At 72.6% G+C, this 24498-nt stretch carries 24 protein-coding genes and 1 pseudogene; 17 read left to right on the forward strand and 8 right to left on the reverse strand.

Features of this window, described 5'->3' with window-relative positions:
- Positions 1-85 precede the first annotated feature (85 nt).
- On the reverse strand, positions 86-3223 hold the full coding sequence (gene afsR, locus ACZ6Y1_RS13975; protein WP_469627609.1) for an SARP-family global regulator AfsR: 3138 nt from the start codon (positions 3221-3223) through the stop codon (positions 86-88).
- Positions 3224-3354: 131 nt separating this feature from the next.
- Here afsR and ACZ6Y1_RS13980 point away from each other — a divergent pair, with 131 nt between their 5' ends.
- The 3 genes from ACZ6Y1_RS13980 to ACZ6Y1_RS13990 all read left to right on the forward strand — a co-directional run bounded on the left by ACZ6Y1_RS13980 (position 3355) and on the right by ACZ6Y1_RS13990 (position 6344).
- On the forward strand, positions 3355-4581 hold the full coding sequence (locus ACZ6Y1_RS13980) for an amidohydrolase family protein (RefSeq protein ID WP_469627612.1): 1227 nt from the start codon (positions 3355-3357) through the stop codon (positions 4579-4581).
- A gap of 319 nt (positions 4582-4900) precedes the next feature.
- A complete protein-coding gene (locus ACZ6Y1_RS13985) occupies positions 4901-5392 on the forward strand; it encodes a GNAT family N-acetyltransferase (RefSeq protein WP_469627615.1) in 492 nt (163 codons plus the stop codon).
- Positions 5393-5489: 97 nt separating this feature from the next.
- Positions 5490-6344 (forward strand): trypsin-like serine peptidase, encoded by an 855-nt coding sequence (locus ACZ6Y1_RS13990; RefSeq protein WP_469627618.1) that lies wholly within the window; start codon positions 5490-5492, stop codon positions 6342-6344.
- 10 nt (positions 6345-6354) lie between these two features.
- Here ACZ6Y1_RS13990 and ACZ6Y1_RS13995 read toward each other — a convergent pair whose 3' ends face one another.
- Together ACZ6Y1_RS13995 and ACZ6Y1_RS14000 are read right to left on the reverse strand one after the other, a co-directional pair.
- Positions 6355-6801 (reverse strand): NUDIX hydrolase, encoded by a 447-nt coding sequence (locus ACZ6Y1_RS13995; RefSeq protein ID WP_469627620.1) that lies wholly within the window; start codon positions 6799-6801, stop codon positions 6355-6357.
- Positions 6802-6936: 135 nt separating this feature from the next.
- A pseudogene (locus ACZ6Y1_RS14000) lies at positions 6937-7077 on the reverse strand (ABC transporter permease); the annotation flags it as partial.
- Between the two features lie 137 nt (positions 7078-7214).
- Here ACZ6Y1_RS14000 and ACZ6Y1_RS14005 point away from each other — a divergent pair.
- Positions 7215-7511 carry an ATP-binding protein gene (locus tag ACZ6Y1_RS14005; RefSeq protein WP_469627623.1) on the forward strand — a complete coding sequence of 99 codons (297 nt, stop codon included), beginning with the start codon at positions 7215-7217 and terminating at the stop codon, positions 7509-7511.
- A 15-nt stretch (positions 7512-7526) separates the two neighbouring features.
- Positions 7527-8321 (forward strand): L,D-transpeptidase family protein, encoded by a 795-nt coding sequence (locus ACZ6Y1_RS14010; protein ID WP_469627626.1) that lies wholly within the window; start codon positions 7527-7529, stop codon positions 8319-8321.
- Here ACZ6Y1_RS14010 and ACZ6Y1_RS14015 read toward each other — a convergent pair.
- A complete protein-coding gene (locus tag ACZ6Y1_RS14015) occupies positions 8293-9012 on the reverse strand; it encodes a transmembrane-type terpene cyclase (protein WP_469627629.1) in 720 nt (239 codons plus the stop codon). The genes ACZ6Y1_RS14010 and ACZ6Y1_RS14015 overlap by 29 nt on opposite strands.
- 178 nt (positions 9013-9190) lie before the next feature.
- Between ACZ6Y1_RS14015 and ACZ6Y1_RS14020 the strand changes: the two genes are divergently transcribed.
- The 6 genes from ACZ6Y1_RS14020 to ACZ6Y1_RS14045 all read left to right on the forward strand — a co-directional run bounded on the left by ACZ6Y1_RS14020 (position 9191) and on the right by ACZ6Y1_RS14045 (position 17796).
- Complete coding sequence (locus tag ACZ6Y1_RS14020; protein WP_469627631.1) at positions 9191-10138, forward strand: LLM class F420-dependent oxidoreductase; 948 nt, start codon at positions 9191-9193, stop codon at positions 10136-10138.
- A gap of 17 nt (positions 10139-10155) precedes the next feature.
- Positions 10156-10941 (forward strand): SDR family NAD(P)-dependent oxidoreductase, encoded by a 786-nt coding sequence (locus ACZ6Y1_RS14025; RefSeq protein ID WP_469627633.1) that lies wholly within the window; start codon positions 10156-10158, stop codon positions 10939-10941.
- Positions 10942-11047: 106 nt separating this feature from the next.
- Positions 11048-12169 (forward strand): LLM class flavin-dependent oxidoreductase, encoded by a 1122-nt coding sequence (locus ACZ6Y1_RS14030; RefSeq protein ID WP_469627636.1) that lies wholly within the window; start codon positions 11048-11050, stop codon positions 12167-12169.
- Between the two features lie 256 nt (positions 12170-12425).
- The gene (locus ACZ6Y1_RS14035; RefSeq protein WP_469627640.1) at positions 12426-14441 is read left to right on the forward strand and encodes an N-acyl-D-amino-acid deacylase family protein; all 2016 of its coding nucleotides are present in this window, start codon (positions 12426-12428) and stop codon (positions 14439-14441) included.
- Positions 14438-15907 carry an aldehyde dehydrogenase family protein gene (locus ACZ6Y1_RS14040; RefSeq protein ID WP_469627643.1) on the forward strand — a complete coding sequence of 490 codons (1470 nt, stop codon included), beginning with the start codon at positions 14438-14440 and terminating at the stop codon, positions 15905-15907. The genes ACZ6Y1_RS14035 and ACZ6Y1_RS14040 overlap by 4 nt, the downstream gene beginning before the upstream one ends.
- A 323-nt stretch (positions 15908-16230) precedes the next feature.
- Positions 16231-17796 (forward strand): APC family permease, encoded by a 1566-nt coding sequence (locus tag ACZ6Y1_RS14045; protein ID WP_469627645.1) that lies wholly within the window; start codon positions 16231-16233, stop codon positions 17794-17796.
- Between the two features lie 100 nt (positions 17797-17896).
- On the opposite strand, the gene ACZ6Y1_RS14050 is transcribed toward ACZ6Y1_RS14045, so the two are convergent.
- Both ACZ6Y1_RS14050 and ACZ6Y1_RS14055 read right to left on the reverse strand, forming a co-directional pair.
- Entirely contained in the window at positions 17897-18238 is a 342-nt protein-coding gene (locus ACZ6Y1_RS14050) for a helix-turn-helix domain-containing protein (RefSeq protein ID WP_469627648.1), read from the reverse strand.
- A complete protein-coding gene (locus tag ACZ6Y1_RS14055) occupies positions 18235-18606 on the reverse strand; it encodes a type II toxin-antitoxin system RelE/ParE family toxin (RefSeq protein ID WP_469627651.1) in 372 nt (123 codons plus the stop codon). Before ACZ6Y1_RS14055 ends, ACZ6Y1_RS14050 begins: the two co-directional genes overlap by 4 nt.
- A gap of 135 nt (positions 18607-18741) precedes the next feature.
- Between ACZ6Y1_RS14055 and ACZ6Y1_RS14060 the strand changes: the two genes are divergently transcribed.
- The 3 genes from ACZ6Y1_RS14060 (at position 18742) to ACZ6Y1_RS14070 (ending at position 21417) form a co-directional block, all read left to right on the forward strand.
- Entirely contained in the window at positions 18742-19029 is a 288-nt protein-coding gene (locus ACZ6Y1_RS14060) for a hypothetical protein (RefSeq protein WP_469627654.1), read from the forward strand.
- Positions 19030-19184: 155 nt separating this feature from the next.
- Positions 19185-20609: an FAD-binding oxidoreductase gene (locus ACZ6Y1_RS14065; protein ID WP_469627657.1), complete on the forward strand. Its 1425-nt coding sequence runs from the start codon at positions 19185-19187 to the stop codon at positions 20607-20609.
- A 7-nt stretch (positions 20610-20616) separates the two neighbouring features.
- Complete coding sequence (locus ACZ6Y1_RS14070) at positions 20617-21417, forward strand: bestrophin-like domain (RefSeq protein WP_469627660.1); 801 nt, start codon at positions 20617-20619, stop codon at positions 21415-21417.
- Between the two features lie 7 nt (positions 21418-21424).
- On the opposite strand, the gene ACZ6Y1_RS14075 is transcribed toward ACZ6Y1_RS14070, so the two are convergent.
- A complete protein-coding gene (locus ACZ6Y1_RS14075; protein ID WP_469627663.1) occupies positions 21425-21823 on the reverse strand; it encodes a VOC family protein in 399 nt (132 codons plus the stop codon).
- Between the two features lie 848 nt (positions 21824-22671).
- Here ACZ6Y1_RS14075 and ACZ6Y1_RS14080 point away from each other — a divergent pair.
- From ACZ6Y1_RS14080 to ACZ6Y1_RS14090, 3 genes are read left to right on the forward strand one after another with little or no spacing between them, the layout of a single operon-like run.
- Entirely contained in the window at positions 22672-22863 is a 192-nt protein-coding gene (locus ACZ6Y1_RS14080) for an ATP-binding protein (protein ID WP_469627666.1), read from the forward strand.
- Positions 22864-22905: 42 nt separating this feature from the next.
- Positions 22906-23148, forward strand: a complete 243-nt coding sequence (locus ACZ6Y1_RS14085) for a type II toxin-antitoxin system VapB family antitoxin (RefSeq protein ID WP_469627669.1) — start codon at positions 22906-22908, stop codon at positions 23146-23148.
- A complete protein-coding gene (locus ACZ6Y1_RS14090; RefSeq protein WP_469627671.1) occupies positions 23145-23549 on the forward strand; it encodes a PIN domain-containing protein in 405 nt (134 codons plus the stop codon). The genes ACZ6Y1_RS14085 and ACZ6Y1_RS14090 overlap by 4 nt, the downstream gene beginning before the upstream one ends.
- A gap of 27 nt (positions 23550-23576) precedes the next feature.
- On the opposite strand, the gene ACZ6Y1_RS14095 is transcribed toward ACZ6Y1_RS14090, so the two are convergent.
- Positions 23577-24437 carry a TIGR03619 family F420-dependent LLM class oxidoreductase gene (locus ACZ6Y1_RS14095; RefSeq protein ID WP_469627674.1) on the reverse strand — a complete coding sequence of 287 codons (861 nt, stop codon included), beginning with the start codon at positions 24435-24437 and terminating at the stop codon, positions 23577-23579.
- Positions 24438-24498: the final 61 nt, after the last annotated feature.

Consider the following 24498-nt stretch of genomic DNA (forward strand, 5'->3'; position numbering starts at 1 on the left):
GACCCGAGGCGATAAACGAACGATGAACGTCTCATTCAGCGGCCGATCGCGCAGGCCGGAACAGTTCCGGACAGCCCGGTCCGCCTCAGGCCGCGACCTCGGCCGCCAGCAGGGCACGCACTTCGGCCAGTTCGGAGGAGCCGAGTTGCGCGAACACCGCCTCCGCGTCCCGCCAGCACGCCCGCGCCCGGTCCCGCTGGCCCAGCTGCCGCAGCGCCCGTCCGAGCACCATCAGCACGCACGCCCGGCGCCACTCGCCGCCCATCACGCGTAACGCGACGGCCTGTTCGGCGTGCGCGGCCGCCAGCGTGGCCCGCCCGGCCGCCAGGTGGACCTCCGCCAGCCGGTAGTGGGTGATGCCCTCCCACAGCGGCTGGCGGTTGTCGTGGAACAGCCCGAGCGCCTCGGTGAGCTGCGTCAGCGCCTCGCCGTGCCGTCCTGCCTGGGTGAGGGCGATGCCCAGCGCGTACCGGCCGTTGGCCAGGCGCAGCGTGAGGCCCATCTGGTCGTAGATGGCGATGCCCTGCTGGGCGAGGTCGATGGCGCTGGGCAGCCGGCCGAGCTCCACGTGGATCCGGGACAGGTTGCACAGGGCGCTGGCCTCGCCGACGTAGTTGGCGTCGGCGCGGAAGTTGGAGATGGCCTCCAGCAGGTAGCGCTCGCCGTCCGCGTGCCGTCCCTGGTAGAGGGCGATGATCCCGCGGTCGTTGGGCGCCCAGCAGCTGGGCAGCGGATCGCCGGCCTCGCGGGCCAGGGCGGTGGCCTGGCGGGCCTCGTCGTCGGCCTCGGCGAAACGGCCGGCCACCAGGTGGACGTTGGTGAGCGTGGTGCGGGCGCGGCCTTCGGCGTACGGGTCCTTCGCGGCCTGGGCGGCGTCGCGCAGGGCCAGGGAGGCCGACTCGTACTGCTTGGAGTTGGCCCCGGACTCGGCCAGGTCCTTCGCCGCCCACAGCAGGTCAACGGCCCGGCGCAGCACCGTCGAGTCGCCGCCCCGTACGGATGCCTGCCGTACGCAGCCCAGCAGCGGGTCGGCCTCCTGGTAGAGCCAGTCCATGGCGGCGCGGGAGTCGGGGAAGACCAGGCCGGGGTAGTGGGTTTCGGAGAGGTGCGCGGGGAGCCGGTCCCCCGGGCGCTCCAGGGCGTAGACCCCGGAGGCGGTGGCGAGGTAGAAGTCCAGCAGCCGGTCCAGGGCGGCGTCCCGGCTGCTCGGCGGCTGCTCGTCGCGCTCCGCGCACGCACGCGCGTAGAGGCGTACGAGGTCGTGGAAGCGGTAGCGGCCGGCGGCGGCGGATTCCAGCAGGGAGCAGTCGACCAGGGCCTCCAGGAGGTCCTCGGTGTCGTACTCGGGCAGGTCCAGCACGGCTGCCGCCGCCGAGAGGGAGATGTCGGGTCCGTCGGCCAGGCCCAGCAGCCGGAAGGCGCGCTGCTGGGCGGGCTCCAGCTGGCCGTAGCCCAGCTCGAAGGTGGCCTTGACGGCGAGGTCGCCGGCCTGGAGCTCGTCGAGGCGGCGGCGTTCGTCGGCGAGTTTCGCGGCGAGGACGGACACCGTCCAGGTGCGGCGGGCCGCGAGGCGGGAGGCGGCGATGCGGATGGCCAGCGGCAGGAAGCCGCAGGCGCCGACCACGTCGAGGGCGGCCTGGCGTTCGGCGCGCACCCGTTCCTCGCCGACGATCCGGGTGAAGAGCTGGAGTGCCTCGTCGGGGCTCATCACGTCGAGGTCGACGAGGTGGGCTCCGGCCAGGCCCGCCATCCGGACCCGGCTGGTGACCAGGGCCGCGCAGCCGGCGGTGCCGGGCAGCAGCGGCCGGACCTGGGCGGCGTCGCGGGCGTTGTCGAGCAGGACCAGGACGCGGCGGCCGTCGAGTGCGGAGCGGTAGAGCGCGGCCCGTTCGTCGGCGGTGTCCGGGATGGCGGTGTCGGGGGTGCCGAGGGCGCGCAGGAAGGAGCCGAGTACGGCGACGGGCTCCGCGGGCCGCGGCTCGGTGCCTTGCAGGTCCACGTAGAGCTGGCCGTCGGGGAAGTGCGCGCGGGCGGTGTGGGCGACGTGCACGGCGAGGGTGGTCTTGCCGACGCCGCCGATGCCGGCGAGCGCGGAGACGGCCATGACCTGGCCCCGGGCGCCGCCGGCCAGGATGGCGCCGAGCTCCTCGACGAAGCCGGTGCGACCGGTGAAGTCCGGCACGGTGGCGGGCAGTTGTGCGGGGCGTACGTGGACGGGCGCGGCGGCCGGCGCCGGGTCCTCGGCGCGGGCCAGGTCGGCGTCTGCGTTCAGGATGCGCTGCTGGAGGGCGGAGAGCTCGGGGCGCGGGTCGACGCCGAGCTCTCCGGCGAGGAGGCGGCGGGTGTCGGCGTACACGGCGAGGGCCTCGGCCTGCCGGCCGCTGCGGTAGAGGGCGAGCATCAGCAGCTCGCGCAGGCGTTCGCGCAGCGGGTGGGCGGCGGTCAGGGCGGTGAGCTCGGAGACGGCCTCCGCGTGGTGGCCCACTTCCAGGTCCAGGTCGAGGCGGGTCTCCAGGAGCTGCAGGCGCCACTCCTCCAGCCGGGTGCGTTCCGTCTCGGCGTGCGGGCCGGGGACCCCGGCGAGGGGTTCGCCGTCCCACAGGTCGAGGGCGCGGGCCAGGAGCGTGCGGGCCAGGGCGCGGTCGCCGGCCTCGCGGGCGGCCTCGGCGTCGTCGGCGAGGCTGCGGGCCACGCCGAGGTCGAGGGTGGCGGGGGAGCGCAGGCGGATGGCGTAGCCGCCGGACTCGGAGACGAGCAGCCCGGGGTCGAGGACCTTGCGCAGCCGGGAGGCGTACGTGCGGATGGTAGCGAGGGCCTGCTGCGGCGGGTCCTCGCCCCAGATGGCGTCGATGAGCTCGGGCGCGGTGGCGGTGCGGCCGCCGCGCAGCAGCAGCGCGGCGAGCAGGGCCCGCTGCTGGGGCGTGCCGGAGGGCAGCACGTCTCCGCCCCGCCAGGCGCGGATGGGGCCGAGGACGGAGAACCGGGACTCCCCGTGGGCCGGGGTGCCGTCGGCCACCGCCCCTGCCCCCGATGCCGCCGGGCCGGCTTGCGTTGCGGGGGCCGCGGGGCCTGCGAGGGATGCGGTGGCAGGTGCGGGAGCAGCCTCGGGAGGGCCTCCCGGACCGGCTCCGGTTCCGGCTCCGGGTGCGGCCGCAGCCGCAGGCGCGCGCCGGGTCGTACCGGGGTGCCGCCGTGGGCTCGGGATGGCCGGTACGCCGTCCATCTGTCCTCCCCCTGCCTTCCGTCGGTGTAAGGGTCAGTCTGCCCTGTCTTGCACGTACACGTCAGCCCGTCCCGGAGCGATCGCCCGCCAACTAGCTGACGGTTCGTCAGATCGACGCTACCGTAGGGGGCATGGAGACCTTCCCGAAGATCATCTCGGTGGACGACCACACGGTTGAGCCCCCCCACGTCTGGCGGTACCGGCTCCCGTCCAAGTACAAGGACATCGGCCCCCGCGTCGTCCGCGCCCCTCTGAAGGAAATGACCTTCCTCGGGGGCAAGTTCGCCCCCGTCATGGGAGCCAGGGGCGACGACGGCCCGATCGGCGACTGGTGGGTGTACGAGGACCTGCACCGGCCGCTCACCCGCCTCGACACCGCCGTCGGGTACGACCGTGACGAGATCAAACTGGAAGTCATCACCTACGAGCAGATGCGCCCGGGATCCTTTTCGGTTCCCGACCGCCTCGCGGACATGGACGTCAACCACGTCCAGTCGGCGCTGTGCTTCCCGACCTTCCCGCGCTTCTGCGGCCAGACCTTCACCGAGGCCAAGGACCGCGAGCTCGGGCTGCTCGGCGTCCGCGCGTACAACGACTGGATGGTGGAGGAGTGGTGCGGCCCCGAGGCCCGGGGCCGCCTGATCCCCCTCACCCTGATCCCCCTGTGGGACGCCCGCCTCGCCGCCGCCGAGGTCCGCCGCAACGCCGCCCGCGGCGTGCGCGCCGTCGCCTTCTCCGAGATACCCCCGCACCTGGGCCTCCCGTCCATCCACACGGACGAGTGGGACCCCTTCCTGGAGGCCTGCGACGAGACCGGCACGGTCATCGCCATGCACATCGGCTCGTCCTCGCGGATGCCGTCGACCTCCGCGGACGCCCCGCCGGCGGTCGGCTCCACCATCACCTTCGCCAACTGCTGCTTCTCCATGGTCGACTGGCTGATGAGCGGCAAGTTCGAACGCTTCCCGAACCTGAAGATCATGTACGCGGAGGGCCAGATCGGCTGGATCCCGTACATCCTGGAGCGGGCGAACGTGGTCTGGGAGGAGAACCGCGGCTGGGGCGGCGTCGCGGACAAGGTGCACCGGCCGCCGTCGGAGCTCTTCGCGGAGCACGTCTTCGGCTGCTTCTTCGACGACGCCTTCGGGCTCAAGAACCTCGACGCCATCGGCGTCGCCAACGTCCTCTACGAGACCGACTACCCCCACTCGGACTCCACCTGGCCGAAGTCCCGTGAGGTCGGCGAGGCGCAGATGGGCCACCTGGCCCCGGACGTCGTGGAGCGCATCGTGCGGGGCAACGCGATCGACCTGCTCGGGCTGACGCCGGACGGGCTGTGGGCGGGGCCGGGGGCGTAACGGCGCGCGGAAGCCCGCCCGACGGCCGCGGCCCGGCCCGGCCCGGCCCTCGCCTGGTCCGGCCTCGCCCGGTCCGGCCCTTGCCCGGCCCGGCCTTGCCCGGCCGGCGTTGCCCTGCCTGGCACTGCCCGGCCCGGCCTGGCCTGGTCCGGCCCTCGCCTGGTCCGGCCTCGCCCGGTCCGGCGTTGCCTTGCCCGGTCCGGCTTTGCCCCGCCCGGCGCTGCCCGGTCCGGCTCGGACAGCCGCCGCGCCGTGCCGCTCGGCCCGGCGTGGCCGTTGTTCGCGGTACGGCCCGCGGCCGCAGCGTTAGCATCGGGGCGTGCCCGCGCTCGAGTTGCTCCGTGTCGACCACGCCCCGGCCCTGCTCGACTTCGAGCGGGAGAACCGGGCCTACTTCGCCGCGTCGGTCCCGGACCGGGGCGACTCCTACTTCGCGTACTTCGACGACCGGCACAGCGCGCTGCTGGCCGAACAGGCAGACGGGCTGTGCTTCTTCCACCTGCTCGTCGGCGACGACGGCGAAGTGCTCGGCAGGGTCAACCTCGTCGACGTCGAGGACGGCTCCGCCGAGCTCGGCTACCGGATCGCCGAGCGGGCCGCCGGCCGCGGCCTGGCCACGGCCGCCGTGCGCGAGGTCTGCCGGCTCGCCGCCACCCGGTACGGCGTCACCACGCTGCGGGCCGTCACCACGCTCGACAACGCCGGCTCCCGCACCGTCCTGACCCGCACGGGCTTCGTCCCCACCGGTGAGATTTCCGTGGACGGCCGCCCGGGCATGGGCTTCGTCCGGCACGAACCCGCAACGCGCTGATTCCGTCCGGCCGGAAGGCCGCCGCGCACCGCCGCGCCCCTTGCGACCGCGCCCGCCGCCGAGGCATGCTTCGCCGGGGCAAAGCGGAAGGATCATCATGCCGGTGGACAGGCGCAACGTGGTGACGGTGGTGCTGTGCGCCCTGGCGGCGCTGGGCGCGTCCGCGGCGGTGGCCGAGTTGGTGCCGCCCCCCGAGGGGGCTCCGCCCGTCCGTGCGAAGGCCGCGCCGACCGCCGCCCCGACCGCCTCGCCGACGGCTTCGTCGCGTTCGCAAGCTTCGCCGAGGTCTCAGCTCACCTCGCCGCTGCCCGCACCGGTGACCCCCAAGCCCGGCGGCCCGGCCGCTTTCACCGGGGCCCTGTTCACCGGCGGCCTGGACGGCGACCACTTCTGCACCGCGACCGTCGTGCGCAGCCCGGGCAAGAACCTCATCGTCACCGCCGGGCACTGCCTCCTGGCCGGGGACCAGACCACCGGCGAGGGCGGGGCCGTCTTCGCACCCGCGTACGCCAACGGTTTCGCTCCGTACGGTACTTGGAAGATAGAGAAGGTCTTCGAGGACGACCGCTGGGCCGAGGGCACGGACGACGACTACGACCTCGCCTTCGCCCGCATCGCCCCCGACGACAAGGGCCGCAACATCGAGGACGTGACCGGCGCGGCCGCCCTCGACACCACCGGCCGCACCGCCGAGGAGGTGACCGTCACCGGCTACCCCGCCGACCGCAAGGTGCCCCGCACCTGCACGGCGGTCGCGGTCCGGCTCAGCGCGACCGAACAGCGCTTCGACTGCGCCGACTTCCCCGGCGGCACCAGCGGAAGCGCGTGGATCGCGCGCGACGGGAAGATCGTCGGCATCCTCACGGGCGGCGACACCGACGACGTGTCGACCAGCACGGTCCTCGGTGAGTACGCCGCCTCGCTGTACGCCAAGGCCACGGGGAAGGGCTGAGGGGCCGGCTCTACGCCAGCAGCCCCAGGTGGACCGGCTCCGCAGGGGCGTCGGCCAGCAGGTCCGGGAGGCGCGGCGGCCACAGCGGTTCGCCGAGGGTGGCCAGCCGCTGCGGGGAGAGCCACTGCCAGTGGATGCCGGGGTACTCCAGCACCGGCTCGCGGTGCGGGCCCCGGGCGAGGTAGATGTGCTCGTGCTGGCGCACCGGGATCCCCTGGTGGGTGAAGTCGTGCTCCCAGGTGCACAGCAGCCGCTCGGGCTCCAGGTCGGTCCACCCGGTCTCCTCGCGCAGTTCGCGCCGTACGCACTCCTCGGGGCTCTCGCCGGGATCGATGCCGCCGCCCGGGGGCAGCCAGTGGATGCCCACCTCCACGTTGTTCTCGCGGAAGAGGAACACCGAACCTTCGGGGGAGACGATGACAACGCGGGCCGCGTGACGTGGAGTTCGAGTGCGCATCGATCCAGCGTACGCCGGGTGGCGGAGGCGGGGAATGCGTTTTGTCCCCCCGTCTCCGCCCCCGTCTCCGCCCGCCGTCCGCCCCCCTCTCCGCCCCCCGCCTCCGTCCGCCGTCCCCCCGCGCCGTCCACCCGCCTACCCCGCCGCCAGTGCCGGCGTCGGCGAGAGCCGGGCCGCGCGCTCCGCCGGGTAGAGGCCGGCCGGCGTGCCGATCGCCAGGGTGGCCGCGAAGCCGCCGGTCACCGCCCACAGCGGGACCACCCACGGCAGGTCCCCGGCCCGCCCGGGCGTAGACGGCCGCGCCGCGCCGCGCCGCTGACGGTGACCGGGGAGCGGGCGCTGCTGGGACACCTGGTCCGGAACCTGCTGGCGAATGCAGTACGTCACAACCGCGCGGGCGGCCGGATCGTCGTGTGGCGGCCTCCGCCGACGGGGAACTGGCCGTCTCCCACACCGGCCCGGTGATCGATCCGGCGGACGTGCCGAGGCTCCTGGAGCCGTTCCGCAGACGTGCCGAACGGCAGCACACCGCAGGTGAGGGCGCCGGATTGGGGCTCTCGATCGTGGCGGCCACCGCGCGGGCGCAGGGGGCGGCGCTCGCCGCCGAGGCCAACGGGGAACCGGAGGGCGGGCTGACGGTGCGGGTCCGTTTCCCGCCGGCGGATCGACGGGGCGCCTCACGCGGTGCACCGGGTTCGAAGATCGGCTGATGTACGGTCGGCCCAATGAGCAAGCACCGCCGAGCCCGCTCCCGCACGCCCCGCCCGACGCGCCGCGTGGCGCTGGCGGCTGCCTTCGGCCTGCTGACCCTCGGGGCGGGCTGGGTGTACGCCGCCGACGACCCGGAGAGGTCGGAGGCCAAGCCGCAGGCCCGGGCCGACTCCCGCCCGCCGGCCGAGGACCGTGCCGCGCGCGACGCCCGCCGGGACGCCCTCCAGGGTCTGCCGGGCGTCAGCGAGCAGACCCGGGCCCGGATCCCCGCGGAGTCCCGCCAGCTCATCCTGGTCACCGGCAAGAGCAAGGACTCCTCGGAGTCGACGGCCACCCTGTACACGCGGCCCGCGGCCGGCGCGGACTGGGTACGGGCCGAGAGCTGGCCGGCGCGCAACGGGGCCAAGGGCTGGTCGACGGAGCGGACGTACGGGGACCTGACCTCCCCGCAGGGTGTGTTCGCGCTGACCGACGCGGGCGGGCTGCTGCCGAAGCCGCCGGGGACGAGGCTGCCGTACAGCAAGGACAGCGCGTTCGTGGCGACGGGCCGCGGGGTGAACGGCGAGTCCCTCGCCGGTTCCTTCGACTACGTGGTCGCGATCGACTTCAACCGCAGGCCGGGCAGGTCCCCGCTGGACGCCACCAAGCCGGAGGGCGAGCGCAAGGGCGGCAACATCTGGCTCCACGTGGACCACGACGGCCCGTCGCAGGGCTGTGTGGGCATCCCGAAGGAGGCCATGAAGAAGGTCCTGGAGACCCTCGACCCGGCTGCGAAGCCGGTCATCGTGATGGGTCCGGAAGGCTTCTGACGGCCTCGGCCTCGGCCCCGGCCTGGGTCCCCGCTCCGGCTCCGGCCCCGGCCCGGGTCCCCGCTCCGGCCCCGCCCCCGGAGGCGCGGCCCCGCGCCAGGAGCAGCAGCCCGATGTAGGCCAGGTCGAAGACGCTGCACAGGATCCCCAGCGCGAGGATGAACGGCGCGTCCTCGATCACCCCGAACAGCAGCGTCGGGGCCAGGGTGCCCAGCCACTTGGCGACGGCGATGGTCAGGGACTGCCCGCGCGGGCCCGAGCGGGCCGCGAAGAGGCCGATGAACAGGCCGGACATCAGCAGGTTCTGCAGGAACGCCGAGTAGCGCGAGGCGTCGTGCGCCCCGAAGTGGGCCAGGAACAGGCCCTGTACGGCGAAGCCGGTGCCGAACACCAGCACCGCCCAGGCCGCGAACAGTGGCCGGGTCACGAACCGCGGCAGGTCGGCCCGCCCGAACCGCAGGTAGGTGCAGACGATCACCACGTCGGCCACCGCCCAGACCACGTTCACCACCCCCTGGGCGGAGATGCCGGTCGCGATGTCGCGGACCGCGTAGATCGATTCCCAGGCGAAGTTCAGCGCGAGCGCGGCGACGGGCATCGCGTACGTCCGGTCGCGCAGTCCGACCCGGATCGCCTCCACGTACACGACCGTCCAGGCGAGTCCGCTGACCAGCGTGAGAAACAGATCCATGCGCGCACCCTAGGCCGTCGCTTCCGGATCGGGCCAGGGGTTTCGAGGCGCGGCAGGGTGTGCGGTCCGGTCCGGCCACCCGTTGTGTCCACCCCCTTGCCTGACGGACCGTCAGCTACGACGATGGCCCGGCACACCGATATGACGAATCGGCAGACGAAGGCGAGGCGGGCCCGGCATGGCGCGCGTATTTCCGGAAGGTCGGCTGGTCTACGGGATGCAGCTCCCGGTCCAGTCGCAGAGCACCATCTACGCCGAGCCCTGGGAGGCCTCGGCCGGGGCCGCCGACCTCGCGGAGGTGGCCCGCGCCGCCGACCGGGCCGGCTTCGGCTACCTGGCCACCTGCGACCACGTGGCCATCCCGCGCCGCCTCGCCGGCCCCATGAGCACCGTCTGGTACGACCCGGTGGCCACCCTCTCCTTCCTGGCCGGGATCACGGAACGCGTACGGCTGCTGAGCCACGTCGCGATCCTCGGCCTGCGCCACCCCCTGATCAGCGCCAAGCAGTACGCCACCCTCGACCACCTCTCCGGGGGCCGGCTGGTCCTCGGCGTCGGCGCCGGGCACGTCCAGGAGGAGTTCGAGGTCCTGGGCGTGGACTTCGCCCGCCGCGGCGCCGTCCTCGACGAGACCCTCGACGCGCTGCGCGCCGCGCTGGGGCCCGAGGAGTACCCCGAGTTCGAGGGCGAGCGGTTCTCCTTCAAGGACCTCGGCCAGCTGCCCCGGCCCGCACAGGAGCGGATCCCCGTCTGGGTCGGCGGCTCCTCGCCCGCCGCCGTGCGCCGCGCCGCCCTGCGCGGTGACGGCTGGCTCCCGCAGGGCGACCCGCGCGAGCAGCTGCCCGCGCAGATCGCCCGCATCAAGGCGCTCCGCGAGGAGGCCGGGGTGTCCGGCCCCATGGAGTACGGGGCGATCACCGAGGCCCTGTACGTCGGCGAGCCCGGCTGGGACACCGGCCGCCGGACCCTGACCGGCAAGGCGGAGGCGCTCGCCGAGTCCTTGCGGGAGTACAAGGCCCTCGGCGTGGACCAGATCCAGGTCCGCTTCCGCTGCCGCGACCGCGCCGAACTCGTCGACCAGATCACCGCTTTCGGCGCCGACGTGGCGCCGCACCTCAACGACTAGAAGACCGGGAGTACGGCATGGGCAAGCTGGACGGGCGGGTCGTGATCATCACCGGCGCGGCGCGCGGCCAGGGCGAGCAGGAGGCGCGCCTCTTCGCCGCCGAGGGTGCCAAGGTGCTCCTCGGGGACGTGCTCGACGAGCCGGGCGCGGCCGTGGCCAAGGAGCTGGGCGAGGACCGGGCGCGCTACGTGCACCTCGACGTGAGCCGCGAGGAGGACTGGGCGGCCGCGGTCGCCGCCGCGAAGGAGGCCTTCGGCCCGATCGACGGGCTGGTCAACAACGCGGGCATCCTGCGCTTCAACGAGCTGACCGCGACGCCGCTGGAGGAGTTCCAGCAGGTGGTGCAGGTCAACCAGGTCGGCGCCTTCCTCGGCATCAAGTCGGTGGCCCCCGAGATCGAGGCGGCCGGCGGCGGCACGATCGTCAACACCTCCTCGTACACGGGCCTGACGGGCATGGCCTACGTCGGCACGTACGCGGCCACCAAGGCGGCGATCCTGGGCCTGACCAGGGTGGCCGCGCTGGAGCTGGCGGCGAAGAAGATCCGGGTCAACGCGATGTGCCCGGGGGCCGTGGACACCGCGATGGCCACCCCCGGCAACACGGACCCGGCGGACCTGCCCCAGGAGGCCCGCGACGCCATGGCGGAGCTCTACCAGCGCGTGGTGCCGATGGGGCGGGTGGGGCAGCCCGAGGAGATCGCCAAGCTCGCGCTCTTCCTGACCAGCGAGGACTCCTCGTACATCACCGGCCAGCCGTTCGTGATCGACGGCGGCTGGATGGCGGGCGTCAGCATCCTCTAGCCCTATCTGATGGGGCGTCAGGTATTGACGCTCCCGCCCTCGCGGTGGAACAGTCGTGGCATCAAGATCTGACGCAACGTCAGAAACCAAAGGACGGTGAACCCCCTTGGAATTCGGGCTCTTCGTGCAGGGATACGTGCCTGAGGCGCGATCCAAGGTCGACCCCCAGGCCGAGCACAAGGCACTGTTGGAGGAGACCGAGTACGTCATCCAGGCCGACAAGTCCGGCTTCAAGTACGCCTGGGCCTCCGAGCACCACTTCCTGGAGGAGTACTCGCACCTGTCGGCGAACGAGGTGTTCCTCGGCTACCTCGCCGCCGCCACCGAGCGCATCCACCTCGGCTCCGGCATCTTCAACCCGCTCGCCCCGGTCAACCACCCGGTGAAGGTGGCCGAGAAGGTCACCATGCTCGACCACCTCTCCAAGGGCCGCTTCGAATTCGGCACCGGCCGCGGCGCCGGCAGCCACGAGATCCTCGGCTTCCTCCCGGGCATCGAGGACATGAACGGCACCAAGGAGATCTGGGAGGAGACCATCGCGGAGTTCCCCAAGATGTTCCTCCAGGAGGAGTACGAGGGGTTCCAGGGCAAGCACTGGTCGCTCCCGCCGCGCAAGGTCTTCCCCAAGCCGTACGGGAAGGCGCACCCGGCCATGTGGTACGCGGCGGGCTCCCCGTCCTCGTACGCGATGGCCGCCAGGAAGGGCCTCGGCGTGCTGGGCTTCAGCGTGCAGAAGGTCTCCGACATGGAGTGGGTCCTCGACCAGTACAAGACGGCCATCCGGGAGGCGAAGGCCATCGGCGCCTTCGTCAACGACAACGTGATGGTCACCTCCACCGCGATCTGCGCCGAGACGCACGACAAGGCCGTCGAGATCGCCGTCAACGCCAACATGAACCGCTTCCAGTCGCTGGTGTTCCGCTACCACGACACCTTCCCGCGGCCGGAGGCCATCCCGGAGTGGCCCGAGACCCTGCCCGAGTACAACGCGGAGATCATCGAGCTCCTGATCGCCGAGGAACTGCTGATCTGCGGTGACCCGTCCGAGGTGAAGGCCCAGTGCAAGCGCTGGGAGCAGGCGGGCGCGGACCAGCTGTCCTTCGGCCTGCCGACCGGCGTCTCGTACGAGGACACGATGACCACGATCAAGCTGATCGGCGAGCACGTGATCCCGGAGATCGACACGGACCCGGTCCACCGCACGACCCGCTTCCGCCAGGCCGTCTGACCCGGCGGGGGAACGGGGCGGCGTCTTCCCGGACCGCCGCCCCGCACCGACCCCGGCCGGGCGGCCACCGGCCGGGGTCCACAGGTCCTGTGCGGCGCCGCTCCGGGGGCTCTGCCCCGGGCCCCGCGGCCCCCGTGCCCCGGCCGCAGGTCCGCCGGGGTCGTCCGCCCGTGCGGCGCCGTTGCCGGGGCTCCGCCCCGGGCCCCGCGCCTCAATCGCCGACGGGGCTGGTTTTCCCCGGCCGGGGGCTTCGGAGGTGCGGGTCGGTCCGCGGGGTCCCTCCGGGGCGACTCCTCGTCGTCGCGCCTGCGGCCGCAGCAAGACCCCTGAGCGTGGTTGCGCGCTCCTCCTGCGGGGACGCCCCTGCGCGCCCCCGCTCCCCCACACCTGCCACCACCCGCCCCGGGCCGGGGACACCACCCAGCCCCGCCGGCGTTTGAGGCGCGGGGGCGCGGGGGCGGAGCCCCCGGCAACGGCGCCGCACCCGCACCCGGCACACCCCGCCGGCCGGCAAACGGCAACGCAACGGAGAAGGGACGTCATGCTCGACCACGTCATCAAGGGCGCGACCGTCGTCGACGGCACCGGCGCCCCCGCCCGCGTCGCAGACCTCGGCATACGCGACGGCCGTATCGTCGCCATCGGCACCGTCACCGAAGAGGCCCGCACCACCGAGGACGCCACCGGACTCGTCCTCGCCCCCGGCTTCATCGACCCGCACACGCACTACGACGCCCAGCTCTTCTGGGACCCGTACGCCACCCCCTCCATGAACCACGGCGTCACCACCGTCGCCGGCGGCAACTGCGGCTTCACCCTGGCCCCGCTCAACCCGGCCCGCCCCGAGGACGCCGACTACACGCGCCGCATGATGAGCAAGGTCGAGGGCATGGCCCTGGCGGCCCTGGAGGAGGGCGTCGACTGGACCTGGTCCACCTTCGGCGAGTACCTCGACGCGCTCGACGGCCGCATCGCCGTCAACGCCGGCTTCATGGTGGGCCACTGCGCCCTGCGCCGCCACGTCATGGGCGAGGCCGCCGTCGGCGGCAAACCCACCCCCGAGCAACTGCAGCAGATGCTCGACCTGCTCCACGACGCCATGAACGCCGGCGCCTGGGGACTGTCCACCACCCAGTCCTCCACGCACTCCGACGGCGACGGCGCCCCCGTCCCCTCCCGGCACGCCGACCCCGCCGAACTCCTCGCCCTGTCGAAAGCGGTCGCAGAACACGAGGGCACCCAGCTCGAAGCGATCGTCGCCGGCTGCCTCGACCAGTTCTCCGACGAGGAGATCGACCTCTTCGTCGAGATGAGCGCGGCCGCCGGCCGGCCCCTGAACTGGAACGTCCTCACCATCGACGCCGCCGTCCCCGAGCGGGTGCCGCGCCAGCTGATCCCCAGCGAGCGCGCCCGCAAGGCCGGCGGCCGGATCGTCGCCCTCACCATGCCGATCCTGACACCCATGAACATGTCCCTCGGCACGTTCTGCGCGCTCAACCTCATCCCCGGCTGGGGCGAGGTCCTCGGCCTGCCCGTACCCGAACGGATCGCGAAGCTCCGCGACCCGGACGTACGCGCCGAGATGCTGCGCCGCGCCGACAGCAAGGAGGCCGGCGTCTTCCGGCGCCTCGCCAACTTCGGCCGGTACGTCATCGGCGACACGTACAGCAAGGAGAACGAGGGCCTCTCCGGCCGAGTCGTCAACGACATCGCCGCCGAACGCGGCCAGGACGCCTTCCAGTGCCTCGTCGAGATCTGTGCCAACGACGACCTGCGCACCGTCCTGTGGCCCATGCCCACCGACAACGACCCGGCGACCTGGGCCCTGCGCGCCGAGACCTGGCAGCACGAGGACGTCATGCTCGGCGGCTCCGACGCCGGCGCGCACCTGGACCGCATGTGCGGCGCCCCCTACACCACCCGCTTCCTCGGCGACTGCCTGCGCGGCCGCAAGCTGGTGTCGCTGGAGCAGGCCGTACGGATGCTCACCGACGACCCGGCGCAGCTGTTCGGGCTGCGCGAACGCGGCCGCATCGCCGAGGGCTACCACGCGGACCTGGTCCTCTTCGACCCCGAGCGCATCGAGGCGGGACCCGCGACCCTCGTCCACGACCTGCCCGGCGACAGCCCGCGGCTGGACTCCCGGGCCATCGGCATCGTCTCGGTCCGGGTCAACGGCGTGGAGACCATCCGCGACGACCGGGTGACGGGGGCCGTACCGGGCATCGTGCTCCGGTCGGGCCGGGACACGAGGACGGTGAGCACGCGATGAGCGGGGCGCAGAAGCTGTACATCGGCGGCGAGTGGGTGGAGCCCGACGGCGGCCACTACGAGGTGATCGACCCGGCGGACGAATCCGTCGTCGGCCTGGCCCCCGAGGCCTCGCGCGGACAGGTCGCGGAGGCGGCCCGCGCCGCCGCCGGGGCCTTCGAGAGCTGGTCCCGTACGACGCCCGAGGCGCGGGCGGCGATCCTCGACCGGGCCGCCGACATCATGCAGCGCGAGTTCGAACCGTGGGCGGCCCTCGCCCAGGCCGAGACGGGCGCCCCGACCGGCATCGCGCGCGGCATGCAGGTCGGCGTCGGCGTCACCCGCTTCCGGCGGTACGCCAAGGGCGCCCTCGAACCGGTCGAGCGCGGGCTGCCGCCCCAGGTCACCGAGGCCGGCCCGATGGGGAAGGCGTCCGTGCTGGGCGCGCTGGAGGTGCGCCAGCCGGTCGGCGTGGTCACCTGCATCACCTCGTACAACAACCCGTGGGCGAACCCGGCGGGCAAGGTGGCCCCGGCCCTGGCCATGGGCAACACGGTGGTCGTGAAACCGGCCCCGCAGGACCCGCTGTCGGTGTTCAAGATGGCCGAGGCGCTCGCGGAGGCCGGGGTCCCGGCGGGCGTGGTCAACGTGGTGAACGGGCAGTCGGTCGAGGTCGGCGAGGCCGCGGTCGACTCCCCGCACGTGGACATGGTGTCCTTCACCGGCTCGACGGCCGTCGGGCAGCGCATCGCCGAGGTTTGCGGCCGCACGATGAAGCGGCAGCTGATGGAACTGGGCGGCAAGGGCGCGGCGATCGTCCTGGAGGACGCCGACCTGGACGCGGCGGTGATGGGCATCGGCACCACCTTCTCCTTCTACTCCGGCCAGATCTGCACGGCCCCGACGCGGGTGATCGCCCACCGGGCGGTCTACGACCGGCTGATCGAGAAGCTCACCGGCTACCTGGCCTTCATGAAGGTCGGCGACCCGAGGGAGCGCGGCACAGTGGTGGGCCCGGTGATCTCGGCGGCGCACCGGGACCGCGTGGAGTCCTACATCGAACTGGGGAAGAAGGAGGGCGCGCGCCTCGCGCACGGCGGGGAGCGCCCGGTCGTCGGTGAGGGCGGCAAGGGCTTCTACGTGGCCCCGACCCTCCTCGTCGACTGCACGAACGACATGCGGGTGGTCCGCGAGGAGATCTTCGGCCCGGTCGTCGTGGTCGTCCCCTTCGACGGGGACGAGGACGAGGCGGTCCGGCTGGCCAACGACAGCGACTTCGGCCTGCTCAGCTACGTGTGGTCCGGGGACCCGGCCCGGGCGTTCCGCGTGGCCCGGCGGCTGCGGGCGGGCGGGGTCGGGGTGAACACCATCGGCCGCAACATGGAGGCCCCGTTCGGCGGCTTCAAGCGCAGCGGCGTGGGCCGCGACGTGGGCTCGTACGCGCTGCACGCGTACAGCGAGATGCAGTCGATCGTCTGGACGGCGTAGCCCCTGGACCCCGGACCCCGGACCCCGGGCCGACCGGGCCGGCCGACCCGGCCGGCCCGGTTCACGACCGGATCCGGGCAAGGGAGGAGTGACCGCAGTCACACGGGAAAGTTTGAAAGCGAACAAAAGGGGCAGAGGTGCGGTTTCCGCATACCGGAACCCGCTGTCCGGCACCTGTCGATCTGGGGATGAATGCCTGGATGAACCTTGTATTACATGCCGGTGAAGTGTCTTGATCTCAAGGTTCAAAGGGGCTTGGCTCGTCCTGGATCCGGACTCAAACCCTCCAGATATGGAATGCGCAGCATCTAACGTCCTGACCCATGACTCAGCTGGACGTACGGCCCCGGGCCGGAGACACGGTAGGCGGCGTCGCCCAGGGCGAGGGCGACGTGCGCGGCAAAGGCCTCGGCAAGGGATCCGTCGGCCTGGTGGGCAGCGCCGTCATCGGCGTCTCCACCGTCGCCCCCGTCTACTGCCTGACCTCGACCCTCGGCTCCACGGCCGGCGAGGTCGGCGTCCAGATGCCCGCGGTGTTCCTCGCCGGCTTCCTCCCGATGCTCCTGGTCGCCTTCGCGTACCGCGAGCTCAACAAGGCCATGCCGGACTGCGGCACCTCCTTCACCTGGACGGTCAAGGCCTTCGGCCCGCGGATCGGCTGGATGTGCGGCTGGGGCCTGGTGATCGCCACGATCATCGTGCTCTCCAACCTGGCCGGCGTCGCCACCTCCTACTTCTGGCTGCTGGCCGGCGAGATCACGGGCAATCCGTCGATCGCCGCCCTGGACGACAACAAGCTCGTCCACATCGCCACCTGCCTGACCCTGATCGCCACCGCCACCGCGATCAGCTACCGCGGCATGACCGCCACCAAGGGCGTCCAGTACACCCTGGTCGGCCTCCAGCTCGTCGTGCTCGCCGTCTTCGTCGCGATGGCCCTCCAGAAGGCCTCCGCCGGCACCTTCGACACCGGCCTGGACTTCTCCTGGTCCTGGATGAACCCCTTCGCGGTCGAGTCCATGCAGGCCTTCACCGCCGGTCTCTCCCTCTCGATCTTCATGTACTGGGGCTGGGACGCGTGCCTGGCCACCAACGAGGAGACCACCGGCTCCGCCAAGACCCCGGGCCGCGCCGCCCTCGTCGCGATGGTCGTCCTGGTCGGCTCGTACCTGGCCACCGGCGTCGCCGCCCAGATGGCCGTCGGCTCCGGCGACAAGGGCCTCGGCCTCGGCAACCCGGACACCTCCGACAACGTCTTCGCGGCCCTCGCCGGCCCGGTGATGGGCCCGGTGCTCGGCATCCTGCTCTTCGTCGCCGTCCTGGCCTCCGCCACCGCGTCCCTGCAGACCACCTTCATCCCGGTGGCCCGTACGGTCCTCGCCATGTCGACGTACGAGGCGCTGCCGCCCTCCTACGCCAGGGTCCACCCGAGGTTCAAGACCCCGGGCCGCGCCACCGTCATGGCGGGCGTCGCCACCGGCGCGTTCTACACGATCATGACCCTGGTCAGCGAGAACGTCCTCACGGACACGATCTTCGCGCTCGGCCTGATGATCTGCTTCTACTACTCGCTGACGGCGTTCGCCTGCGCCTGGTACTTCCGCGGCGAGCTGCGCCGCTCCGCCCGGGACCTGTTCTTCAAGGGCGTCTTCCCGGTCCTGGGCGGTCTGCTGCTGGCCGGAGTCTTCGGCAAGACCCTGATCGACGCCTGGAACCCGGCCTACGGCTCCGGCTCCGACGTCTTCGGCGTCGGCAGCGTCTTCGTCATCGGCGTCGGCCTGCTGGCCCTCGGCCTGGTCATCATGTTCGTCACGGAACGCCGCAGCCCGGCCTTCTTCCGCGGCCAGGTCCTGACGAAGTCCACCCCCTCCCTGATCGTCGAGGACTGACCGCCCGCCCACCCCCACCCCACCCGAGCCATCCCCGCGACCCCGGACCGATCCCCCGATCCGGGGCCGCGGGCGTCGGCGGGGTGGCGCGCTCATGGAGTCAGCCCAGGACGTACTGCTCGTCGCCGAACTCGGCGACGATCTTCAGCCTGCCGCCCAGGGCGCGGACGTAGGCGGCGAGGGTCTCGACCTCACTCCGTTCCAGCTCACCGTTCTCGATCCGCGAGACCCGGGCCTGAGTGACGCCCATGGCCTGCGCGACCTGAACCTGAGTGGTGTGCTGCCGCTTGCGCACCTCCGCCAGCCGGTGCGCGCGGACGACGGCGATCATCTCCGCCGCGCCCCGGTCGATCTCGGCCCGCTCGGCGGGAGAGAAGTCGAATTCCTCGACCAGCTCGTCCCAGCGTGCGGCCCGGGTCGGGCGGTCGGGCGTCTGGCTCATGGCGTTTCCTCCTCCGATTGCGTCAGGTATTGCTCGTACGCCTGCTCGGCCCTGGGGATCGCAGAGCGGTACCAGCCGTGCCAGTTGCCTGCCTTGTTCCCGCCGACGAGAAAGACCGCGCGCCTCAGCGGGTCGAAGACGAACAGCAGCCTCACCTCGCTGTCTCCGCTCGACCCGGGGCGCAGTTCCTTGAGGTTCGCCAGCCGGGACCCCTTGACGGTGTCGACGAGAGGGCGCCCCATGGCCGGGCCCTCCTGCCGCAGCGCCGTGATGGCCTTGCTGATCTGGATGAGCGTCGGCCGATCGTCTTGACGCAGTGTGTGCAGCCAGGAAAGAGCAGGCTCCACGATGATCACATCCCAGTCCACTGGCCTTCCCCTCCGAGTATGACCGGTGCGGCATATTACGCAAGTGTTATGAGGCTGGTTCCTGAAGGACGGCCGGATCACTCCAATGTGGGGCCGGGCGGTGACCACGGGCGCGGCGGGGTCGTTGGGTTGGGCATGAATGCCATGAAGCGCACCCTCGCCGCCCTGGTCCTCTCCGGCGGCGCCGCCCTCGCACTCACCCCCGTCGCCGCGCACGCCGACGGGATGCCCCACGGCGTCCCGCTCACCGAGCGCGTCGGCGACATCGTCGACCACCCCGCGCAGGCCGTCCAGGACACCAAGACCGCCGTGGGCGTCACCACCCAGGCCGCCGGATCCGCGACCAAGGCCACCGACGCCTCCCTCGCCGGCGCCGGCGGAGCACTGTCCGCCGGGCTGCCCAGCGCCCCCAAGGTCCGCTGACCCGCCCCCGCCGGCCGCCCCGGCCCTCCTCCCCGGCCCGACACGGCGCCGGGCCCACCCCCGCGCGCACGCGCGCAGGGCCGGGGTGGCGGCGGGCGAGCGCATGGCGCAGGCCGGGCTGGTCGCCGACCGGACACCGGCCTAACGTGTGGATCATGAGCGAGCCGCAGCACCGATCACCGCTGGACCCGGCGGACCCCGTGGACCGCGACCGGCTCGTCCGGCACCTCGCCGCCGTCGTCGGAGACGCCCACGTGCTGACCGACCCGGGCCTGCGGGCCTCGTACGAGACCGACTTCACCGGCCGCTACACCGGCCGCGCCCGCCTGGTGGTCCGGCCCGCCGACACCGCCCAGGTCGCGCGGACGCTCCGGCTCTGCCGGGACGCCGGGGCCCCCGTCGTCCCGCAGGGCGGCAACACCGGACTCGTCGGCGGCAGCGTCCCCACCGGCTCCGGCACCGAGGTCGTGCTGTCACTGCGCCGGCTGAACACGATCGGCCCCGTCGACGCCGACGCCCGCCAGGTGACGGTGGGCGCGGGCACCGCACTGGCGGAGCTGCAGCGCCGGGTCCGCCCGTACGGCTGGGACTTCGGCGTCGACCTGGCCTCCCGGGATTCGGCCACCCTCGGCGGCATGATCGCGACCAACGCGGGCGGCGAGCGCGTCGTCCGCCACGGCACCACCCGCGCCAACGTCGCCGGGGTCGAGGCCGTACTCGCCGACGGCAGCGTCCTGGACCGGCTCGCCGGGCTCCCCAAGGACAACACCGGCTACGACCTGACGGGCCTCCTCGCCGGCAGCGAGGGCACCCTCGCCGTCATCACCCGGGCGCGGCTGCGCCTGGTCCCGGAGCTGCCCGAGCGGGTCACCGCCCTGCTCGCCCTCGACTCGCTCGCGGCCGCCGTCCGAGTGCTGGCGGTCCTGCGGGGGCTCGAATCCCTCGAACTCGCCGAGTTCTTCACCGCCGAGGGCCTGGCCCTCGTCCTGAAGCACGCCCGCCTGCCCGCGCCCTTCCGCACCGGACACCCCGTGTACGTGCTGGTGGAGTGCGCGGCCCGGCACGACCCCGCCGAGGAACTCGCCGCGCTGCTGGAGCAGGCGGCGGACGACGTACGGGACGTGGCCGTCGGCCGGCGTGCCCCGGAGCGCCACCGCCTCGCCGCCTACCGCGAGCGGCACACCGAGTCCGTCAACGCCGAGGGGATCCCCCTCAAGCTCGACGTCACCGTGCCCCTCACCGACCTACCGCGGTTCGTCGCGGACCTGCCCGGACTGCTGGCCGGCCGGGCCCGGCCGTACGTCTTCGGACACCTCGCGGAGGGCAACGTCCACGTCAACCTCCTCGACGTCACCCCCGACGACGAGGAACCGGTGACGGAGACAGTGCTGCGCCGGGTCGCGGAGGCGGGCGGCAGCATCAGCGCCGAACACGGCATCGGCCGGGCCAAGTCCCGCTACCTGCACCTGACCCGGTCGGCCGCCGACATCGCCGTGATGCGCTCGGTCAAGGCGGCCCTGGACCCGGATCGGCTGCTCAGCCCGCACACCCTGCTGCCTCCGGGGGAGGCCGGTCGTTGAGCAACGCATGATCCTATGGCTGCTCAACAACCTCAGCACGCTCGTCATCGCGGTGCTCCTCGTCGGCGGCATCACCGGCCTCGCCGTCGCCGGCAGCGTCGCCGCCCGCCGCCGCTTCCCGCACCTCGCGAGCGGCGACCACAACGAGATGGTCGGGATCGCGCTCGGCATGTTCGGCGCGATCTACGGCATCATCCTCGCGTTCGTCGTCGTCACCCTGTGGACGCAGCTGGAGAACACCGAGAACATCGTCGCCACCGAGGCGACCGACCTGGCGCTGGTCGTACGCAGCGCCGACACCTTCCCGGCGGCCGACCGCGTGCGCATCAACCGGGCCGTGGGCGCCTACGCGCACGCCGTCGTCGAGGTCCAGTGGCCGCTGATGCGCGACGGGCGGCCGAGCTACGACGCCACGTCCGTCCAGACCCGTGACCTGTACGCGGCCCTCCAGGCGTACGAGCCGAGCGGGCCCCGCGCCGAAACCTTCTACGCCGAGGCCGTCAGCCGCGTCAACGACGTGGCCGCGCAGCGCCGGGCCCGCATCTCCATGGCCGAGACCTCACTGCCGGTCCTGCTGCAAGTGCTGGTGTACGGGGGCGCGTTGGTGATCATCCCGCTCACCTTCCTGTTCGGACTGCGCAGCCTGAAGATGCAGTTGCTGTTCGTGGCGGCGGTGGCCGGGCTGATCGGCTTCAGTCTGTTGTTGGTCGTCGCCCTGGACCGCCCCTTCGCGGGCGACCTGAGCGTGACGCCGCAGCCGTACAGGGAGGCGGCACTGTCGCAGTTCTGGGAGGCGGAGGCGTCGTGATGCGGGACTATCCCCAGGTACGGGAGGACAGCACGAGGCGGTAGCCGTCCGGGTCCTCGATGGTGACGCCCCACTCGTCCCAGTACGGATTGTGCGAGGCGACCCGGGTACCGCCGTGCTCGACGAGCCGCTGCACCAGGGCCTCGTCGGGGGTTTCACCGAGGTAGACCACGAAGAGGTCCTCGACGGTGGGGGCGGGGGTGGTCGGGTTGGCGGCGTCGCGGGTCAACTCGAAGTGCCAGCCGCCCCCGGCGGGCCCGACCATCAGCAGATCGTGCTCCCCGGGCGCGGTGGAGGCGGACCGCCACTGGACGTCGAGCCCGAGCCCGTCGACGTAGAACCTCTCGGCGGCCTCGAGATCGAGGGAGGGCCGCGCGACGCGGATGTGGGTGCTGGGAGTGATCATGCGGGCAGGGTACGGGGTGGGGGGTGCGGGCGGGCGGGGCTTTTCCCCCCGCGGGCCGCGCCTGCGGGCCGGGGGTGGGGCGGTCGGTGCCCCGGCTGGTCGGGAGCGAGGAAGGGTTGGGGGTTTCCCGTCAGTCCCATAGTCCTTCCGCGTCGGGCCGCCCTGTCAAGGGCGCTCCCTGCGGTCGCGTCGCTTCGCGATCGCCTGCGGCGACCCTTGACAGGCCGTCCCGCCACGGAAAGACAAGGACTGCCGGGAAACCCCCAAAAGAACGGGCCGGGCGGAAGAGCAGATAAACGGGGCGGTCAGCGATGCGCGAGGCGGTGGGGGCGGGCCGAGCCCCTCCCCGGGCCCGCCTGTTCGCCCTGCGGGCCGGGCAGGCGGCCGAGACCCCTCCCCACCTCGGCCACAAGAGCCTGACCGGCAGGAAGGGCGCCCCAAATCGCTACGCGCTCCTCACCGACGGCGTCTGCGACCCGTCCTGGGCTGGACACGCCCCAGATCGCTACGCGCTTCGCCCTGACGGCGTCCACGGTCGATTGGGGCTGGACATGAGCCGCCAACGATCGCTGCGCGCTCCTCTCTGTCCGGCGTCTGCGGCTCATCCTGGGCTGGGACGGCTAGGGGACGGTACAGACGACGACCGCCCATGCGGCGCGCGTTGACGCTCGCATAGTCGAACCCTCCGGCAGGGACGGAGACGGACTGACTGCGCGGGCTTGGGGTCGTCCAGGGCGGCAGCGGTGGCTGTGACACTGGTGGCGAGGAAGTGCGAGGCCGCCACGTCTGGACTTCCCGGATCATGCACGGTGATCCGCTGGGCCACCCGGTCGGCTCAGGAAGAAACGATGGTGTTGCTGGAGGGTGTCCTCCGTGTCGAGGTGTCGGACGCGCGGGGGGACCGCCGGCCGGTGGTGCGGCCGCATGCGTATCAGGCCGAGGAGGGCTATGGGCTCCGGATCGTGGACGCGCTCGCCGTCTGGGGTGTCCAGGACCGGCTGATGGGCAAGACGGTGTGGGCGGAGCTGAGCTGCCGGTGATATCTTTTTTGTGGATCGTATATACGCGCCTTGGAGGTCATCATGTCCCGGACCGTGATCGACCTGGACGACGAGGCCTTGGCGGAAGCCGCCCGGCATCTCGGCACTACGACGAAGCGGGACACCGTGAACGCCGCGCTGCGGGAGATTGCCGACCGGCGTCGCAGAGCCGCAGCGGTGGCCCGCATGCGGCAGTTGGTGTCCGACGGTGAGATCGACTTCTCCGAGATCGAGGGTGACGACGCCGAGGCCGAGAACGGGCCAGGAGGACGATCGGTCGCGTGAGTGAGAGCTTCCTCATCGACACCAGCGCACTCGTCCGGTTCTACCGGGGGCAGGGCAGTCCTGTGTGGGACGAAGTGGTCACCTCCGGGGTCGTGGGGCTCTGCGAACCGGTGCGGCAAGAGTTTCTGCGTGCAGTGGGAGGCCGTCCGGCCTACTACGAGGCAGACGGCCTGCTCCGGGAGACGTTCCCCTACTTCGTGGCCCGAGACTCCGCGTGGGAGGAAACCTCTGATCTTCAGCAGCGCCTGGCGGATGAGGGATGTCACCAGTGCGCGAGTCCGGTCGACCTTCTCGTCGCGGTGATCGCGCAGCAGCACAAGCTGACGGTCCTCCACCAGGACGCCGACTTCGAGACCATCGCCCGCATTACCGGTCAGCCCGTGCGCCGGATCCTCGGCTGACCGAGGCGATCAGCGGGCCGGTTCGCCTCACAAATACTGCGCGAAGTCGTCCAGCGCCCGCAGGATCTCCGCCTCCCCGGCCGACGGGAGCTGGAGGACGACCTCCTCGATGCCCAGGTCGGCGTAGTGGCTCAGCTTGCCCGGAGTCGGCTGGACGGCGTACGGGACGACCTGGAGGGACTTCGGGTCGCGGCCGGCCGTCTCCCAGACCTGGCGCAGGACCGGCAGGGACTCCGTCAGGCCGCGGCCGCCGATGGGGAGCCAGCCGTCGGCGTGGTCGGCGATGGCGGCGAACAGTTTCGGGCCCGGCGCGCCGCCGATCATGGTGCGGGGGCCGTGGAGGGGGGTGCCGGGGGCGAGTTCGCGGGCCGGCTGGACCGGCTTGGGGTGGGCCTCGCTCGCCTGGACGGAGGAGTACTCGCCCACGTACGCGGTCGGCTCGGGCGCCCACAGGGCGCGCATCAGGGCCATCCGGTCGCGGACCAGTTCGCGGCGGGTGCGCCATTCGACGCCGTGGTCGGCGGCCTCCTCGACGTTCCAGCCGTATCCGATGCCGAGGGTGACGCGGCCGCCGGAGAGGTGGTCGAGGGTGGCGACCTGCTTCGCGAGGGCGATGGGGTCGTGCTGGGCGACGAGGGTGATGCCGGTGCCGAGGTGCAGCCGCTCGGTCACGGCGGCGGCCTGGCCGAGGGCGACGAAGGGGTCGAGCGTGCGGCCGTACATCTCCGGGAGCTCGCCGCCCATGGGGGCGGGGCTGACGCGGCTGACCGGGATGTGGGTGTGCTCGGGGAGGTAGAGGCCGGAGAAGCCGCGCTCCTCGAGGGCACGGGCCAGGCGAACGGGCGGGACGGTGCGGTCGGTCAGGAAGACGGTCGTGGCGATCCGCATGTGCTGGCACCTCCGAGACGTGGGAGTCGACGTAACGGTACGGGCTGGACGTGCGAATGTT

The sequence above is a fragment of the Streptomyces sp. NPDC053432 genome, from assembly GCF_055585365.1.